16 protein-coding genes are annotated in these 17,535 nt (G+C 70.1%); 11 read left to right on the top strand and 5 right to left on the bottom strand.

The features are described from left to right. Positions 1-23: 23 nt before the first annotated feature. Genes AB0C27_RS43795 through AB0C27_RS43810 form a run of 4 tightly spaced genes read left to right on the top strand, consistent with a single transcriptional unit; the run spans position 24 to position 4,615 of the window. A complete protein-coding gene (locus tag AB0C27_RS43795; RefSeq protein WP_357857844.1) occupies positions 24-3,209 on the top strand; it encodes a nitrate- and nitrite sensing domain-containing protein in 3,186 nt (1,061 codons plus the stop codon). A gap of 5 nt (positions 3,210-3,214) precedes the next feature. Continuing rightward, complete coding sequence (locus AB0C27_RS43800; RefSeq protein ID WP_201760494.1) at positions 3,215-3,628, top strand: roadblock/LC7 domain-containing protein; 414 nt, start codon at positions 3,215-3,217, stop codon at positions 3,626-3,628. Positions 3,629-3,648: 20 nt separating this feature from the next. After that, the gene (locus AB0C27_RS43805; RefSeq protein ID WP_346104707.1) at positions 3,649-4,056 is read left to right on the top strand and encodes a DUF742 domain-containing protein; all 408 of its coding nucleotides are present in this window, start codon (positions 3,649-3,651) and stop codon (positions 4,054-4,056) included. Next, the gene (locus AB0C27_RS43810; RefSeq protein WP_106248363.1) at positions 4,037-4,615 is read left to right on the top strand and encodes an ATP/GTP-binding protein; all 579 of its coding nucleotides are present in this window, start codon (positions 4,037-4,039) and stop codon (positions 4,613-4,615) included. The genes AB0C27_RS43805 and AB0C27_RS43810 overlap by 20 nt, the downstream gene beginning before the upstream one ends. A gap of 89 nt (positions 4,616-4,704) precedes the next feature. On the opposite strand, the gene AB0C27_RS43815 is transcribed toward AB0C27_RS43810, so the two are convergent. The 5 genes from AB0C27_RS43815 to AB0C27_RS43835 form a co-directional block, all read right to left on the bottom strand. Then, the gene (locus tag AB0C27_RS43815; protein ID WP_357857848.1) at positions 4,705-5,574 is read right to left on the bottom strand and encodes a DUF4429 domain-containing protein; all 870 of its coding nucleotides are present in this window, start codon (positions 5,572-5,574) and stop codon (positions 4,705-4,707) included. 90 nt (positions 5,575-5,664) lie between these two features. After that, complete coding sequence (locus tag AB0C27_RS43820) at positions 5,665-6,435, bottom strand: ABC transporter ATP-binding protein (RefSeq protein WP_357857851.1); 771 nt, start codon at positions 6,433-6,435, stop codon at positions 5,665-5,667. 171 nt (positions 6,436-6,606) lie between these two features. Then, positions 6,607-7,395, bottom strand: coding sequence for an ABC transporter permease (locus AB0C27_RS43825; protein WP_357857854.1), 789 nt, complete (start codon positions 7,393-7,395; stop codon positions 6,607-6,609). Positions 7,396-7,412: 17 nt separating this feature from the next. Next, on the bottom strand, positions 7,413-8,228 hold the full coding sequence (locus tag AB0C27_RS43830) for an ABC transporter permease (protein WP_357857857.1): 816 nt from the start codon (positions 8,226-8,228) through the stop codon (positions 7,413-7,415). Further along, positions 8,225-9,226, bottom strand: a complete 1,002-nt coding sequence (locus AB0C27_RS43835; protein WP_346104700.1) for an ABC transporter substrate-binding protein — start codon at positions 9,224-9,226, stop codon at positions 8,225-8,227. The genes AB0C27_RS43830 and AB0C27_RS43835 overlap by 4 nt, the downstream gene beginning before the upstream one ends. Before the next feature lie 609 nt (positions 9,227-9,835). Here AB0C27_RS43835 and AB0C27_RS43840 point away from each other — a divergent pair. The 7 genes from AB0C27_RS43840 to AB0C27_RS43870 all read left to right on the top strand — a co-directional run bounded on the left by AB0C27_RS43840 (position 9,836) and on the right by AB0C27_RS43870 (position 17,531). Then, entirely contained in the window at positions 9,836-12,613 is a 2,778-nt protein-coding gene (locus tag AB0C27_RS43840; protein ID WP_357857860.1) for a nitrate- and nitrite sensing domain-containing protein, read from the top strand. Further along, positions 12,610-13,032 carry a roadblock/LC7 domain-containing protein gene (locus tag AB0C27_RS43845; RefSeq protein ID WP_080042345.1) on the top strand — a complete coding sequence of 141 codons (423 nt, stop codon included), beginning with the start codon at positions 12,610-12,612 and terminating at the stop codon, positions 13,030-13,032. Before AB0C27_RS43840 ends, AB0C27_RS43845 begins: the two co-directional genes overlap by 4 nt. Positions 13,033-13,103: 71 nt before the next feature. Continuing rightward, the gene (locus AB0C27_RS43850; protein WP_346104825.1) at positions 13,104-13,451 is read left to right on the top strand and encodes a DUF742 domain-containing protein; all 348 of its coding nucleotides are present in this window, start codon (positions 13,104-13,106) and stop codon (positions 13,449-13,451) included. Then, positions 13,432-14,019: an ATP/GTP-binding protein gene (locus AB0C27_RS43855; RefSeq protein ID WP_346104696.1), complete on the top strand. Its 588-nt coding sequence runs from the start codon at positions 13,432-13,434 to the stop codon at positions 14,017-14,019. The genes AB0C27_RS43850 and AB0C27_RS43855 overlap by 20 nt, the downstream gene beginning before the upstream one ends. A 310-nt stretch (positions 14,020-14,329) precedes the next feature. Further along, positions 14,330-15,136, top strand: coding sequence for a class I SAM-dependent methyltransferase (locus AB0C27_RS43860; RefSeq protein ID WP_346104695.1), 807 nt, complete (start codon positions 14,330-14,332; stop codon positions 15,134-15,136). 93 nt (positions 15,137-15,229) lie between these two features. After that, positions 15,230-16,093, top strand: a complete 864-nt coding sequence (locus AB0C27_RS43865; protein WP_357857865.1) for a cyclase family protein — start codon at positions 15,230-15,232, stop codon at positions 16,091-16,093. After that, the gene (locus AB0C27_RS43870) at positions 16,086-17,531 is read left to right on the top strand and encodes an MmgE/PrpD family protein (RefSeq protein ID WP_357857868.1); all 1,446 of its coding nucleotides are present in this window, start codon (positions 16,086-16,088) and stop codon (positions 17,529-17,531) included. Before AB0C27_RS43865 ends, AB0C27_RS43870 begins: the two co-directional genes overlap by 8 nt. Positions 17,532-17,535 lie beyond the last annotated feature (4 nt).

Below are 17,535 nucleotides of genomic sequence, written 5' to 3' on the forward strand. Positions count from 1 at the left end.
GGTTCCGGCTGGCGAACTGGCGTGTGCGGTCAAGGCTGGTCGCGCTCATCCTCATCCCCACGGTCGTGGGCGTGCTGCTCGCCGGCGTCCAGCTGGCGAACTCCATCGGCACCAGTGCCGAATACCGCCGGCTCAGCCAGGTGGCGGAGCTGGTCCAGCGCATCGGCGCGCTCAACCACGAGCTCGCCAAGGAGCGCACGCTCACCGCGTGGTACGTCGCCGACCGCCGCAAGGGGCAGCGCTTCGTCAAGCTGAAGACGCAGCGGCAGGCCACCGACGAGGCCAAGACGGAAGTGCTGTCCGCCTCCACCGCCATCGACGCCGCGCACTCGGTCCGCGTGCGCGAGGGCGTCCAGAACATGCGCCGCTGGCTCGACGGTCTCAACAGCCTTCGCGCCTCCATGGTCGGCAACGTGCCCGCGCGCGCCTCCATCGGCACGTACAGCACGATGATCGACGTGTTCTCCTCCATCCAGGGAGACCTGGGCGACGGCGTCAGCGACGACGCCCTCCAGGGTGACGTCGCCGCGCTCAACTCGCTGCAGAAGGTCAAGGAGGAGGTCTCGCGGCAGCAGATCATCCTCATCGTCACCCTCGTGCAGCGCAGGATCGACCGCGCCGACTGGTCGGACTTCCTCGGCTCGTGGAACAACCAGCAGGCCGAGCTGGCCGCGTTCGAGCAGGAGGCCGGCCCCGAGGAGCTCAAGGCCTACCAGCAGGGGGTCAGGGGCCAGGACGTCGACCTCGCCGACGCCATGCGCCAGCGCGCGCTGGCCCAGGTGAGCGACAGCAACCGGATCAGGGAACTCGACGTCACCACCCCCACCCTCGTCCGCGACCTCGACAACTGGTACAAGAGCACCGACTTCACCACCGACGCGATGCGCAAGGTCGAGAACGGCCTGGCCACCAAGATCGTGGCCAGCACCCGCGAGCTGAGCGACACCGAGCAGCGCAACGCCATCATCTCCGGCGCGCTGATCCTCGTCCTGCTGCTCCTCGTCCTGGTGATCACCACCCGCGTGGCCGGTTCGCTGGTCCGGCCGCTGCGCCGGCTGCGCGCCGAGGCGCTCCAGGTCGCCACGACCCGGCTGCCCGACACCGTCCGCGTGCTGCGCGAGTCCGGCGAGGGCGCCAACATTCCCGAGGTGCCGTCGGTCGGCGTCAACACCCGCGACGAGATCGGGGAAGTGGCCCGGGCGTTCGACGAGGTCCACCGCGAGGCGATCCGGCTGGCCGGCGACGAGGCCAAGCTGCGCGCCAACGTCAACGCGATGTTCGTCAACCTCTCCCGCCGCAGCCAGACGCTGGTCGAACGGCAGCTGCAGCTCATCGAGGGCCTGGAGCAGGGCGAGGAGGACGAGAACCGGCTCGCGAACCTGTTCCGCCTCGACCACCTGGCCACCCGCATGCGCCGCAACAGCGAGAACCTCCTGGTCCTCGCCGGCCAGGAGGCCGCGCGCAAGTGGAGCGAGCCGGTGCCGCTGGTCGACATCGCCCGCGCCTCGCTGTCGGAGGTCGAGAACTACGAACGGGTGCAGATCCAGATCCCGTCCGGCACCCTCATCGTCGGCCCCGCCGTCACCGACGCCGTCCACCTGCTCGCCGAGCTGATCGAGAACGCCATCTCCTTCTCCCCGCGCGAGAGCAAGGTCACCGTCACCAGCACGCCCGTCGAGGCCGGCGTGATGGTCTCCATCAACGACCTCGGCATCGGCATGAGCCAGGAGGAGCTGGCCGAGGCCAACTGGCGCCTGGCCAACCCGCCCGTGGTCGACGTCTCCGTCTCGCGGCGCATGGGCCTGTTCGTGGTCGGCCGCCTGGCCCTGCGCCACGGCGTCCGCGTCCAGCTGAGCATGCGCGAGACCGGCGGCCTGAGCGCGCTCGTGATGATGCCCGACATGCTCATCAGCAACGGGGCGGGCATGCCGCAGCAGGGCGGCCAGTACGAGGCGTTCACCACGTTCGACCCGAGCCAGTTCGGGCCGCAGTCGCCGAACGGCATGCAGGGCCACCCCTCCTTCGACGACGCTCCCGGCCAGGTCGTCGACACCCAGTGGCCGGGCTCGCTGCCGGTGCCAGGCGGTGATAACTGGCCCTCGTTCGGCGAGCAGCAGCCCGCCGCCTTCGGCGAGCAGCCGCCCTCCTACGAGCAGCCGTCGTACGAGCAGCCGCAGCCGGCCGCCGACGAGCCCCGCTGGCCGCCGTTCGGTTCAGAGGAGCCCCCGGCCGTGCCGCAGCAGCCGCAGCCGTTCGGCGAGCAGCGCTGGCCCTCGTTCGCGGAGGAGGCCCCGCCGGCCGCCGACCCGCAGCCGTTCGCCGAGAACCGGTGGCCGTCGTTCGCCGAGCAGCCGCCGCCCATGCAGGACGACGAGCCGCGCTGGCCGTCCTTCGCGACCGAGCCGCCGCAGCAGCAGCCCCAGGAGGAGCCGCGCTGGACGTCGTTCGCCGACCCGGCGCCGCGCAGGTCGCTGTTCGAGGCGGAGGAACGGCCGAAGCCGGTGTTCGGCGACAACTACCACTCGCCGTTCGTCGACGAGCCCAAGCCCGCCGACCAGTTCGAGCAGAACGGCAACGGGCAGTACAGCCGCTTCGGCCCCGGCGACTACTCCTCGCAGGACATGACGGGCCCGCTGCCCGCGGTCCGCAACTCTCCCATGGAGGAGCAGGGCGAGGAGTTCCTGCCGATCTTCTCGTCGGTCGGCTCGGACTGGTTCCGCCGCCCGGACCCCGAGGTGCTGCGCCAGCCCGAGCCGGACATGCTGCGCTACCCGGAGCCGGAGAGCGAGCCGGAGATCACGGCTGTGCACCCGGCCATCCCGGCCGACCCGCCGCCGCCCGCGGCGCCGCCGGCGCCCCAGCAGCAGAACCAGCCGCAGCACACGCTGAGCAGGTCCGGGCTGCCGCAGCGCACGCCCGGCGCCTCCGGCGCCGGCTCGACCTGGTCGTCGCCCGCGGACTCCGGCTTCCAGGCCGCGCAGGCGGCGGCCCAGCCCCAGCAGGCCGGTACGACGCAGTCGGGCCTGCCCCGTCGTGTTCCCAAGGCCAACCTGGTGCCGGGCACGGCCAGTCTCGCCGAGCCCCAGGCCACGTCACCGGCACCCCAGATCTCCCCGGAGCGGTTGCGCAGCCGGCTCTCCAGCTTCCAGCAGGGTGTCCGGCAAGGCCGGGCGTTCACCCGCGGAGACGAGAATGAGGAGGACAAATGAGAGAAATGAGCCAGGGAGCGCGCGGTATAAGCTGGCTGATCACGGACTTCGTGAACAACGTGCCAGGCGTCGCTCACACGGTCGTGGTGTCGTCCGACGGGTTGCCGCTGGCCTTCTCCGAGGGTTTTCCCAAGGACCGGGCCGACCAGCTCGCCGCGGTCGCCTCCGGTGTGATCAGTCTCACCCAGGGCGCCGCGCGGGTTTTCGAGGGCGGTATGGTGACCCAGACCGTTATCGAGATGCAGCGCGGGCTCTTGATGATCATGTCGATCAGCGATGGCTCCTGCTTGGCGGTCCTGGCTGCTCCCGACTGTGACATGGGGCTGGTCGCGTACCAGATGACCTTGCTGGTCGAGCGGGCCGGCCAGGTGCTGACCCCGGCCGTACGCGCTGAGCTGCAAGCGGCCCGCCCCCGCTAGTTTGGGCGGTGACAGGAGATATGGTGTCAGGTCAGCAGGGTTGGGCTGGTGATAGCACTCCGCCGCATCCGGCGGCTCCCCGTCCGCAGAAGCCGAGTTCTCTGGTGCGGCCCTATGCCGTGACCGGAGGGCGCACCGCGCCGCGGATGAAGTTCGCCATGGAGGCACTCGTGTCCTCCATGACGTCTGAATACCAAGACATTTCCCTACTAAGTCCGGAGTATCAGGCGATCATTCAGCTGACCCGGAACGTCCGGTCGGTTGCCGAGATCTCCGCCCTTTTACGCCAGCCTCTTGGTGTGGTCCGGGTGCTGATCGCCGACATGGCGTCGGAAGGCCTGATCCGCGTGCACCAGCCTGCGCTGGACGCGGGAAAGCCGGACCTCAACTTGCTCGAAAGGGTGCTCAGTGGACTTCGCAGGCTCTAGCCCCGGCCTAACCTCGACGAAGATCGTCGTGGCCGGGGGCTTCGGCGTGGGGAAGACGACGTTCGTGGGGGCGGTCTCGGAGATTCTGCCGCTCACCACGGAAGCGGTCATGACAGATGCTTCCGCTCACGTGGACGACGTCTCCCTCACTCCGAACAAGACCACCACGACCGTCGCCATGGACTTCGGCCGGGTCTCGCTCGACCGTGACCTGATCCTGTACCTGTTCGGCACGCCCGGACAGCACCGGTTCTGGTTCATGTGGGACGACCTCGTACGCGGGGCCATCGGCGCGGTCGTCCTCGTGGACACCCGCCGCCTGGCCGACAGCTTCCCGGCCATCGACTACTTCGAAGAGGCGAAACTGCCCTTCGTCATCGGCATCAACGGCTGGGACGGTCAGTTCGCGCACCAGGAGGACGAGCTCAGGGAGGCGCTGTCGATCGGCGGCCACATCCCGATCGTGCGGCTCGACGCCCGGCAGCGCGAATCGGTGAAATCCACCCTGATCACGCTGGTGGAGCACGCCCTGACCCGCCACATGCACACGCCGGTGTAAACGGCTCGGCGCGGGCGGGCTCATCAGGGCCCGCCCGCCCGAACTCACCCGAACCCACTCACCTGCCCGCCCGCGCTCGTCCGGCGGGGTCAGAGGCGTGACAGCAGCTCGGTCTTCTTGGCCTGGAACTCCTCCTCCGACAGCACCCCGCTGTCGCGCAGCTCGCCCAGTCTGGCGATCAGCTCGGTCACCTCGCTCCAGTGGGGCGCCGCCGTGAGCGCCTCTGGCGGCCTGGGCGCCTCGTCCGCCTCAGGAGTCCCGGACTCATCTGAGGAGGAGAGAGCGGCCAGCACAGCGGCGGCGAAGGGCAACGACTGGTGTGTGGCGCCGTAGCCGAGCGAGAAGACGACGGAGGCCGGATCCTTGTTGGGATCGAGCGGCGTCCGGCGGCCGCGCGCCTTGAGCCGCAGCGACCCGCTGGCCCCCTCGGGGGCGTGCCACTCGACGCCCTCCAGCTCGGTCAGGTGGTAGCGCTGGTCGCCTGTGGCGTACTTGGCCGACGAGGCTCCCGACCAGAACCAGGTGAAGGTGACGATCTCGCCGTCGAAGGCCGCGGCGCCGTCCCACGCCTTGAAGGCCCGGGGCGTCGGAGGCGGGGCGACGAGGAAACGATCGGCAGGACCCCGGTCGGTGACGGCCGAGCGCAGCTCCTGCGCGTAGTAGTCGGCGAGCGTCTCCTTGTCCTCGGGCAGCACCAGCAGGTACGGGTCCTCGCGCTCCTTGAGCTGCCCGGCCGCGGCCGCCAGCACGGGATCGGCGCTCCACCTGGGGATCGCCCGCAGCGCCACGGTGCCGCGCTTGCCCCGCGTCAGCGTGACGTCGGAGATGGCCGCGTACGGCACGACGCGCTCGCCGAGTTCGGCCAGGAGTTTCGGAGCCTTGCCCGGCCCCGGAGTGATGGTCAGCGATTCAGGGCCGAAGGTCCAACTGCATCCCCGGCCGGCTAAGACGTCCTCCACCCTTTTCAGCTTAATGCTCTTGGGCGGACAGGCACGGCGAGAGGGCCCCTCGACGGAGGCCCGGCGCCGGACGCGGAAGGAAGGAGCCGTCTAGACCGTGGCGTGGCCGCGGACGAGCCGCCCCACCTCGGCCCGCAGGTGCACGAAGTCGGGGTGTTCGCGCGTCGTGATCTGGTCGCGCGGCCCGGGCAGGTCGACCTTCAGGTCGCCGACCACGTGCGCGGGCGCCTTGGACAGCACCACCACGCGGTCGCCCACGTAGACGCTTTCGTCGATGTCGTGCGTGATGAGCACGATCGTCATCTGATGGTGGCCGCGGACCTTGAGCACCAGGTCCTCCAGGTCCTCCCTGGTCTGCGCGTCCACCGAGCCGAACGGCTCGTCCATCAGCATCAGCGTCGGCCGGTAGGCCAGCGCCCTGGCGATCGCCACCCGCTGCTGCATGCCGCCCGACAGCTGGAACGGGTATTTGCGACCCGCTGCCTCCAGGCCCACCGACTCCAGAGCCTCCTGGGCGGCCTCGCGGCGCTGGCGCTTGTCCATGTTCTTGCGGCGCAGCGGCAGGGCCACGTTGTCGGCGACCGACATCCACGGGAACAGCGAGCGGCTGTAGTCCTGGAAGACGACGGCCAGGTTGTCGGGCGTCTGGCGCACCAGGTTGCCCTCGACCTTGACCTGGCCGCCCGTCGGCGTGATCAGACCGGCGATGGAGCGCAGCAGCGTCGACTTCCCGCATCCCGAGGGACCGACGATGCAGAGCAGTTCGCCCTCGGCGACGCTCAGGTTGAGTCCGTCGATGGCGTGGTGCTCGTTGGGGGTGCCGCCGCCGTACACATGGGAAAGGTTGTCTATCTCGAGCAATGGATGTCCTAGGGGCGAGACCGCGGACAGCGCGGTGACTCTTGAGGAGTCGCAACGACTCTAGCGGAGGGGGAAAAGCTGGACATGTCAGTCAGGTAAACCTATTCAGGGCGTGATCTTACTCTCGCACGTTCGGCATCGCCATGGGAGTGACAGCCTCATAGGCGCCCCCTATCCGACCAGCCGCTGGGCGGCGTGGTGCCAGGCGAGCACCCGGCGTTCGACGATCAGGAACAGCTCGTTGAGCAGATAGCCGATCACCCCGAGCAGCACGATTCCGGCCCACATGGCGGGCAGGTCGAAACTCTGGTAGGCGAAGGTGAGCTGGAAGCCGATCCCGTTCGTGGTGCCGGGCAGCAGCTCGGAGAAGACCATCACGATGAGCGAGAGCGACAGGGCCAGCCGCAGCCCGGCGAACATCTTGGGCAGCGCCGAGGGCAGGATCACCTGGAACAACCGCTCGGCCCGCGACAGCCGGAACGCCTGGCAGGTCTGCAGGTGCAGCGGCTCCACCGAGCGGGCCCCGTCGGCGGTGTTGAGCAGCACCGGCCAGACGATGCTGAACAGGATGAACGCCAGCTGCATGCGCAGCCCGAACCCGAACAGCACCAGGAAGACGGTCACCAGCGCGGGCGGCGGGATCGCGCGCAGGAACTGCAGCACGCCGTCGAGATAGTCGTAGACCCGCTCCGACAGTCCCACCGCCAGCCCGAGCACGACCCCGATCAGCGCGCCCCCGGCGAACCCGAGCGCCATCCGGCCCAGGCTGGGCAGGACATCCGCGACGGCCCCCTCGGTCAGGAACAACGTAGTGGGCGGCCCGGAGAACCACAGCTCGTACATCCGCGCCACGATCGTGCTGGGCGGGGGGAAGAATGGGTCGCCGGCCGCCCGCGTGCCCGCCTCCCAGACCGCGACGAGCCCGAGGAGGACCGGCAGCCGGAAGACGGCCGTCCGCATGCCCCTGCCCCTCATCCTCATTCCGGCGCTCCCAACTGCGCGTGGTGCCAGCGGAAGGCCCGCCGCTCGGCGGCCACCAGCAGCGCGTTGACCAGGACGCCGAACATTCCCACCCAGAACACCCCGGCCAGGATGTCGGCCATCCGCGCGGGCACGGCGATCCCGGCGAAGAAGATGAACACGCCGATGCCCTCGCCCCGCCCGGCCACGATCTCGGTGCTGACGGTCAGGATGAGCGCCACCCCGGCCGCCAGGCGGACGCCGGTGGCGATGAAGGGGGCCGCGGAGGGCAGCGACACGCGCAGCAGCACGGCCGGTGGGCCGAAGCCGTAGGCGCGCAGCGACTCCTTGGCCAGCGGGTCGACGCCGCGCAGGCCGTACATCGTGTTGTAGAGGATGGGCCAGAGCGAGGCGTAGACGACCAGTGCCACGCGGTGCTGCAGCCCCGTGCCGATGAGCAGGGCCACCAGCGGGATCAGCGCCACGGACGGGATCGGCCGCAGGAACTCCACGACCGAGCGGGTGGCGGCGTCGATGATCGGCACGCTGCCGAGCAGCAGGCCGAGCGGCACCGCGATCACGGCCGCGAGGCCGAGCCCGATGGCCCAGGCCAGCGCGCTGGTCAGGGCGTGCGCGTGGAACCGCGTGTCGAGGAGCAGCGTGGCCGCCCGGCCCAGGATCTCCGTGGCAGGCGGCAGGAACGCGGGATCGGCGATCCCGGTCCTGCTGAGCAGCTCGATGAGCGCGGCGAAGCCGAGAGCCCCGGTCGCCCGGCGCCGCCACCGGGTGGTGGCGGACGCCGGGCCGACGCGGGACAGGGTTTGAGCGCTCACCCCGACGTGGTGGGCGACATGAGGGACTTGACTTCGATCGGCTTGGTCAGCCACTTGGCTTCCAGCATCCAGTCGGCCACCCGCTGGAGGCGGACCGGGTTGTCGTTGCTGGAGAAGTAGGGGAAGGTCACGGTGGCGGCGGTGCCGGCGTCGATCTGGGTGAAGGTGGGCAGCACCTTGGCCACCACCTCACGGTTGTTCTCCATCAGCTTGGCCGCGTTGTGGATGGCCCGCTGGAAGGCGGCCGACACCTTCGGGTTGTCGTCGTACCAGTCCTGGGTGCTGACGTAGCCCGAGATGGGGAACTCGGCGGCTGGCCCCGAGGCGGGGTCGAGGATCTTGCGCGCGCCCATGCTGGACGTGGCCGCGGTGACCATCGGCTCGCCCAGGTAGGCGGCGTCGATCTGGCCGTCCTTCCACGACGGCATGATGTTCTGGAACGTCACCTGGACGTACTTGATGGTGGCCGGGTCGACGTTGTTGGCCTTGAGCACCTGGGTGAGTGCCAGCTCCTGGAAGTTGTGCAGGACGTTGACGTTGATCGTCTTGCCTTCCAGGTCCTTCGGCGTCTTGATGGGCGAGTTGGGCAGCGCCATGATGCTGAGCGAGTCGGGGGCTGCGCGAGAGCCCTCGGCCAGGATGCGCAGCTTCAGTGCGTTCTTGTCGTGGGCGGCGAACATCGACACGTAGTTCCCGAACATCGCGTCGATCTCGCCCTTGACCAGCATGGGGATCGCCTCAGGCGCGGCCTGGACGATCTGCGGGGTGACCTCCAGTCCCTCCTTCTCGAAGAGCCCCTGGTCGATGGCCACGTAGAGGGCGGCACTGTCGATGGCGGGCAGGGTTGCGATCTTGAGCTGGGTCTTCTCCAGGCCGCCGTTGGCGGGTGCCGACGGCGGGGCGCTGGCGGTGGATGCGCCGCCGGTGCTGCACGCCACGGCGCCGAGTGTCAAAGCGAACCCGATGATGGCGGCCCTGGCGGAACGGCCAAGCCTCATGTCAGGGACTCCCTTCAGATGGAGCCAGGGGGGGACCGGGTGGCTTCTGCTCCCGGGGGCTGTGTGCCTGACGCACAACAGGGATCGACGGTAGCACCAAATGTGTGGTCATTATCGTGAAGATAACACTTGTGGTTGCAATGTCTGTTTACCGCTATATCGTGAAAATTTGACGACCCGCAAGAATCCTGATGTTTGTCCGGTTTGGGATTGGAGGTAACCAGCGGGACATCGGGTGCCCGTGAGGCCCGTCATTCGATCTTTTCCACGAGTCAGGCGGCGGCTCGTGGAACGATCTCCCATTGCCTGTTTCACCAGCTAGAACGTGCTGGTATGATTCCGCCGCTTTTTCCGGACATTTAGGGACGAACACCTCATCGGGGCATTAAGGGTGGTTGGCCCCGTTCGAGCCCTGTGCTCAAATGGCGCTTATCTCGATGTGCATATTGCCCCACGCGCAAGACCTGCAATAACCGGGAATTCCCTCACGGGCGAGAGGTAGCGAAGGCAGTGAGAACGCAGAGCGCTGAAGCTTCCGCTGACCGCGAGTCGCACGGCCATCAGAAGCGCAGGCTGTCCAAACCCACTTCCTCTTCAAAGAGGTTCGGATTGGGCAACTGGCACGTGCGGTCGCGCCTGATCGCGCTGATCGTCGTACCTACCGCCGTCGCCGTGGGCCTGGGCGGGCTGAACGTCGTCACCTCCCTCAGCGACGCCAACACGTACGAGACCCTCAGAGAGGTCGCCGAGCTCAGCCAGCAGCTCGGCGCCGTCACGCACGACCTCTCCTTCGAACGCGACGAGACCGCTCTCTACATCGCCCAGGGCCGGCCGGACAACCGCGAGGCCCAGCTCCGCACGACCTACAGCGGGGTGAACGGCCTCATCAATGAGGCCAAGCAGCGGGCGATCGCGCTCAGCGACACTCATGGCGAGGCCGTGCGGCCGGTGCTGCGCCGCCTGGAGGAGATCCCGACCCTGCGGGAGACCGCCGTCAACGGCAAGATCCAGCCGCTGCCGATGATCAGGAAATACTCCGAGATCATCGCGGCCCTGCTGCAGTTCCACGACCAGGTCGGCCAGGTGGCGGTGGACGACCAGGTCGCCGACAGCGCCAGCTCGATGGCCGCCATCGCCAGGGCCAAGGAACAGGCGTCCAAGCAGCGCGGCATCCTGGCCAGCGCGCTGGACAAGAAGGGCTTCGACAGCGGCGAGCTCGACGCGCTCACCGACGCCAAGTCGCGTGAGGAGAGCGAGGAGACGCTGTTCGCCACGCTGTCGAACCTCGACCAGCTTGAGCTCTACCGCAACACCGTCGTCGGCCGCGACGTCGACCAGACCGACCTGTTCAGGCTGCGCGCCATGGCTCAGTCGGCCGAGGGCAAGGAGCTGAGCATCGGCCTGCGGCCCGACCGGGACGTGGCCACCTGGTTCGAGGTCAGCACCGGCAAGATCGACGCGCTGCGCGCCGTGGAGAAGGAGCTGTCCTCCTCCGTCATCCTGCGCGCGCGTGGCCTGGTGGAGGGGGCCAACCGGTCGGCGATGATCTCCGGCGGGCTCATCCTGCTGCTGCTGATCGTGGTGATCGCGATCATCTCGCTCATCGCCCGCTCGCTCATCAGGCCGCTGCGCAGGCTGCGCAGGGAGGCACTCGACATCGCCGGGCAGCGACTGCCGGAGACCGTCCAGGGCCTGCGCGACAGCGGTGACGGCACGGTCGGCCCCGTGCTCCCGATCGGCGTGGACACGCACGACGAGATCGGCGAGGTGGCGCGGGCGTTCGACGAGGTGCACCGTGAGGCGGTGCGGCTGGCGGGCGAGGAGGCCCGGCTGCGCAGCAACGTCAACGCGATGTTCGTCAACCTGTCGCGCCGCAGTCAGACGCTGGTCGAACGCCAGATCACCCTGATCGACGGTCTGGAGCAGGGCGAGCAGGACGAGAACCGGCTGGGCAACCTGTTCAAGCTGGACCACCTGGCCACCCGTATGCGGCGTAACAGCGAGAACCTGCTGGTGCTCGCCGGCCAGGACCCGCCGCGCCGCTGGAGCCAGCCGGTGAAGCTGGTCGACGTGGCCCGCGCGTCGCTGTCGGAGGTGGAGAACTACGAGCGCGTGGTGCTCCAGGTCCCCGACGGCGTGTCGGTCGCCGGGCAGGCGGTCAACGACGTCATCCACCTGCTGGCCGAGCTGGTGGAGAACGCGCTGTCGTTCTCCCCGCGCGAGACCAGGGTGACGGTCTCCGGCAGCCGGATCGACGGCGGCGGCGTGATGTTGTCGATCACCGACTCCGGCATCGGCATGACCCAGGAGGAGCTGGTCCAGGCCAACGAGCGGCTGACGGACGCGCCGAGCGTGGACGTGTCGGTGTCGCGCCGGATGGGCTTGTTCGTGGTCGCCAGGCTGGCGCACCGCCACGGCATCCGGGTGCAGCTGCGCCCGCACGCCTCGGGCGGCCTGACCGCGATGGTGCTGATCCCCGAGAACATGCTCGGCTCCCAGGCGCCCAACTTCGCCGGCATGCCGTCCTTCTCCGGCAACCAGCCGCCCCAGTTCTCCGGCAACCAGCCGACGGCCTTCGCCGGCGCGGGGAGCGGCGGGCCGGCCGGACCCGGAGCACCTGGCGGCGAGCCCTACTCGGGGCCGCATCCCGCGCCACCGGCCACCGACTGGCCGCAACCGACGTTCCAGATGGGGCCGGGACACCCGTCCTTCCCGTCCAACCCGGACGGCGGCGGCAGCGGCGGCAACTGGGGGGCGCCGCCCTGGCAGCCCGACCCCTCGGCCTGGCCCCAGGAACCGCGCGGCAGCGCCCCCGACGGCGGCGACATCTGGACGCCGCCCCGCGGCTCCACCTGGAACGGCGACCGGGGCCTGCCCAAACGACCCGTTCCTGAAGCGCCCCCTGGTGGCTGGAACCAGGACACCAATCCGTCGCAGCGGCCGGGGTTCGACTTCCCCCCGTCCGACTCCGGCGTCACAGGCCCCATGCCGGCGGCACCGCCCGCGTCCGCCGGCGACGACTACCTGCCGATCTTCGCCGCCGTCGAGTCCGCCTGGTTCGGGCGCGACACGAACGGCGCGAGCTGGGGTTCCTCGAAGGCGGACGCGGGCTGGAGCGCGGCGGAGGCGGTAGTGGAGCCGGTACGAGACGGATCGACGGCGGCGGGCCTGCCCAAACGGGTGCCCAAGGCCAACCTGGTCCCGGGATCGGCGGACACGGGGGCCTCACCCAAGGGCGTGACACCGATGCCGTCGGTGTCACCGGATCGGATCCGCAACCGGCTATCCAGCTTCCAGCAAGGCTTCAGGGCGGCACGCGATGACATCACCGACGGCAAAGCGTTCCCCTCTGGCCCGAAGAACAACGAAAGGGAGGAGGGCCTATGAACGACCTCAGCCACGCGGCGCGCGGTGTCGACTGGCTGATCACGGACTTCGTCAGCACGGTGCCGGGGGTCGCGCACGCGGTGGTGGTGTCGTCCGATGGTCTGCCGTTGGCGGCGTCGGCGGGTTTTCCGGCTGATCGTGCCGATCAGCTGGCCGCCATCGCGTCGGGATTGGTGTCTTTGACGCAGGGTGCGGCGCGGGTGTTCGAGGGTGGTGCGGTCAATCAGACGATCGTGGAGATGCAGCGCGGGCTGATGCTGATCATGTCGATCAGTGACGGCTCGTGTCTGGCCGTGCTGGCGGCTCCGGACTGTGACATGGGTCTGGTGGCGTACCAGATGACGCTGATGGTCGATCGTGCGGGTCAGGTGCTGACTCCGGCTGTGCGTGCCGAACTGCGTGCCAGTCAGACCAGGTGATGTAGGTGTCAGACCCCCGATGGAACAGCAGCGGTTGGGCCCCTCCGCCTCAACCCCAGTCCCAGCCGCAGCTGAATCACGACCCCGCATCGCCCGTCCGTCCCTACGCGGTGACAGGTGGACGGACGGCGCCGCGGGTCAAACTGGCGATGGAGGCCCTGGTGTCCTCGGCGACGGCCGAGCACCGGGAGTTCTCGCACATCACGCCGGAGTACCAGGCGATCAGTCAGCTGTGCCGGCAGGTCCGGTCCGTGGCAGAGGTGTCGGCCCTGCTGCGGATCCCGCTCGGGGTGGTGCGGGTGCTGATCGCTGACATGGCCGCCGAGGGTCTGGTGCGCGTGCATCAGCCGCAACTGGACGCCGGCCGGCCGGACGTAAATCTGCTCGAAAGGGTGCTAAGTGGACTTCGCAGGCTCTAGCCCCGGGCTCACCTCGACCAAGATCGTAGTGGCGGGAGGTTTCGGGGTGGGCAAGACGACGTTCGTCGGCGCGGTGTCGGAGATCATGCCGTTGACCACGGAGGCCGTCATGACCGATGCCTCCGCCGGGATCGACGATCTGGGCATGACGCCGCTGAAGTCGACCACGACCGTCGCCATGGACTTCGGCCGGGTCTCCCTGGATCGTGACCTGATCCTCTACCTGTTCGGCACGCCCGGGCAGCACCGGTTCTGGTTCATGTGGGACGACCTGGTGCGGGGCGCCATCGGCGCGGTCGTGCTGGTCGACACGCGCCGGCTCGCCGACAGTTTTCCCGCGATCGACTATTTCGAAGAGGCGCAGCTCCCGTTCGTGGTGGGCGTGAACGGATGGGACGGCCAATACCCCCACAGTGACAGCGAGGTGCGCGACGCCCTGACGCTGGCGCCGCACATTCCCTTGGTCCGGCTCGACGCCCGCTCCAAGGACTCGGTCAAGAGCGCTCTGATCAACCTGGTCGAGCACGCGCTCACGGTCAGGATGGCCGTGCCGGGCTGGGGCGGCTGACCCCACCGAGCCCGGCTCCACCGGGCCTGGCTCGCGCGGCCGTCCTGCCGTGCCGTACTAGGGCCGGGCCTTTCGAGCGCGCCCGCCCCCGAGGCCCATCCGGCTGCCCGTCAGCCGCACCCACGTCTTCCGCAGCCTTCCTTGCGACTTCCCTGGCGTTGCCGCGCCCCGCCTCTTCCGAATCGGCGGGGCGAATGGGGTGCTTGTGGCGATTGTCCGCCTTTCGTGGCAGGCTCAGCTTCGAGCTCATCTGATCATCGGTCCACCCCCCGACGCCCGGCGTCCGCAAGCTGACTGTGGAGGAAATCTGATGAACGCCAAGGAGTACATGGCCGGCCTGTTCGACCGCGCGGCCGGCACGTACGAGCGCGTCGGCGTGTCCTTCTTCGCGCCCGTCGCCGCCGAGCTCGTCCGGCGCGCCGCCCCAGGACCAGGGGACCACGTCCTCGACGCCGGCTGCGGAACCGGCGCCTCGCTCGTGCCGGCCGCGCACGCGGTCGGTCCCACCGGCCGGGTCGTCGGGCTGGACCTCGCGCCCGGGATGGTGGCGGCCGCCACCGCCGAGGTCGAGCGCCAGGGCCTGCGCCAGGCGACCGTGCTGCTCGGTGACGCGGAGCAGGCCGAGGAGCTGCTGCCGGGGGAGCGGTTCGACGTCGTGCTGGCCGGGATGATGCTGTACTTCCTGCCCGACCCGCTCGCCGCCGTGCGGTCCATGGCCGGGCTGCTGAAGCCGGGCGGGCGGCTGGCGGCCAGCCTGCTGGTCCGGTCGAGCCCGGCCGAGGCCGAGCTGCTCGGGCTGGTGGCGCGGGCGCTTGAGCCGTACACGACGGGAGCGGGCAGCGCCCCGTTCACCCACAAGCTGGGCGGGCCCGAGGAGATGATCGAGCTGTTCGAGGCGGGCGGCCTGCGCGACGCCGCCTGCGCGGACGTGGTGTTCGAGGTGCCCATCCAGGCCGGGCAGGTGTGGGACTGGCTCTGGTCGGCCGCTCGCAGGGCCGCGCTGGAGAGCATCCCGGAGTCGTCGCGCGCCGAGGCGAGAGCCGCCTTGGAGGCGTCGCTGCCCCAGGACGGCTTCCTCCTGGAACGCACCGTGCGCTACGCCACGGGACGCCTGTGAGCGAGGCGCCTGTCCTGGGGGGTTCCTCCAGGGCAGGCGCCCGGTAAGAGAGACGTCTGTGAGAAGAGACGTCGGTGAGAAGAGACGGAGAACATGAGCACGACCGCGAACACCGACCCCTTGCTCGACGCGGTGCGCGGCGGTGTGAGGATCTACGACCTGGGCAGGCCGCTCTTCGCCGGCATGCCCCAGTCGCCCAACCACCCCGCCTACACCCACACGCTCCCGCGCCGGCACGGCGACAAGGTGCGTCCCGACGGGGGGTCGGCCGCCAACGACCTGATCTTCATGGGCACTCACGTCGGCACCCACATCGACGCGCTGGCGCACGTGTCCCAGGACGGCAGGTTGCACGGCGGGGCCGACGCGGCGGAAGCGTGCGTCGGGGGCCGCTACCCCGAGCACGGCGTGCACACGATCGCGCCGATCGTCCGCCGCGGCGTGCTGCTGGACGTGCCGGCCGCGCTCGGGCTGGAGTCCTGCGCGCCGGGATACGAGATCACCCCGGCCGATCTCGACGAGACCGTACGCCGCCAGGGCGTCGAACCCGCACCCGGAGACGTCGTCCTGGTCCGCAGCGGATGGGGACGCCACTTCACCGACCCCGACCGTGAGGTCTACATCGGCGCGAAGTCGGGGGTGCCCGGCGTGGGCGAGGCGGGAGCCCGCTGGCTGACCGCCAGGTCCCCGCACGCGGTGGGCGCCGACACCATCGCGTTCGAGCGCCTGGCCCCGGGGGAGGGGCACAGCGTGCTGCCCGCGCACCGGGTGCTGCTGGTGGAGTCCGGCGTCTACATCGTCGAGGCCATGGACCTGGACGGGCTGGCCCGCGACGGCGTGCACGAGTTCACGTTCGTCCTGTCGCCGCTGGCCTTCCTGGGCGCGACCGGCTCGCCGGTGCGCCCGCTGGCGCTGGTGGCGGGCGCACCGGCGAGCCAGGAGGCGTCCCGTGGCTGAGCCGACCCTGGGCCGGCTGCTGGCGGAGTTCGCGGCCGGCACCACCTACGACACGCTGCCGGAGGCGGTCGCCGACAGCGTGCGCAAGCGGGTGCTCGACGTGATCGGGCTCTGCGTGGCCGCGCACCGGCTGCCGACCAGCGCCGCCATCGTCTCCTATGTCCGCGACCAGGGCGGCGCCCCGCAGGCGCACGTCGTGGGCGGCGGCGCGAAGGTGCCCGCCGCGCTGGCCGCGCTCGCCAACGGCGTGCTCGCGCACTCGCTCGACTACGACGACACCCATCTGCCCTCCGTGCTGCACCCCAGCGCCCCCGTCATCCCGGCCGCGCTGGCCGCCGCCGAGCTGGCCGCCGCCTCGGGCCGGGACACGATCCGCGCCATCGCGGTGGGTCTGGAGGTCTGCGTCCGCCTCGGCATGGCCGGATACGACCCCGAAGCCGGCAATTCGACCTTCTTCGAGCACGGCCAGCACGCCACCTCCATCTGCGGCACCATGGGCGGCGCCGTTGCGGCGGCACTGCTGCTCGGCCTGCCGGCCGAAGGCGTGCTCGACTCGCTCGGCCTGGCCGCCTCCACCGCCTCGGGCATCATCGAGGGCAACAGGACCGGCGGCACGGTCAAGCGGCTGCACTGCGGATGGGCCGCGCACGCGGCGGTGACCTCGGCCGACCTGGTCCGGCGCGGCTTCACCGGCCCTCCGACCGTGATCGAGGGACGTTTCGGCTTCTTCGAGGCGTTCCTGCACGGCCACTACGAGGCCGGCGAGATCACCAGAGGTCTCGGCTCGGAGTGGGCCGTCCCCGGCATCTTCTTCAAGCCCTACCCGGCCAACCACTTCACCCATGCCGCCATCGACGCGGCGATGGGCCTGCGCGCGCAGGGGCTCGACCCGCACCGGGTGGAGAGCCTGACGCTGGGCGTCCCCGCACCCGTGATCAGGACCATCGGGCAACCGATCGAGGCCAAGCGCACCCCGGAGACGGGTTACCAGGCGCAGTTCAGCGGCCCGTACGCGGTGGCGGCCGGGCTGCTCGGCGGCGGCGGGCTCGGCCTGGGCCTGGCCGACTTCACCGACGAGCTGGCCAGGGACCCGCTGCGGCGCGAGCTCATGGCCAAGGTGGACGTGGTGCCGGACGAGCGCGCGACGGAGATCTTCCCGCACCAGTTCCCCGCCGTGCTGCGTGCCCGTGACGCCGACGGCCGCGAGTGGCGGCAGGAGGTGCTGGCCAACCGCGGCGGCCCTGATCGGCCGCTGTCGGCGGAGGAGCTGGCGCTGAAGTTCCGCGACAACGCCGCCGGCCGGCTCTCCGCCGCCACCGCCGACGCTGTGGCCGGGCTCGCGGGCCGCCTGGAGCAGGCCGATGACGTGGGTGAGCTGCTCCGGCTGGTGGCCGCGTTCGACCCGGACTCGGACTCGGGCCCGGACCTGGAGCCGTGAGCCC

Origin of the sequence: Nonomuraea sp. NPDC048882 (assembly GCF_040649755.1) — a bacterium.
GTDB lineage: Bacteria > Actinomycetota > Actinomycetes > Streptosporangiales > Streptosporangiaceae > Nonomuraea > Nonomuraea maheshkhaliensis.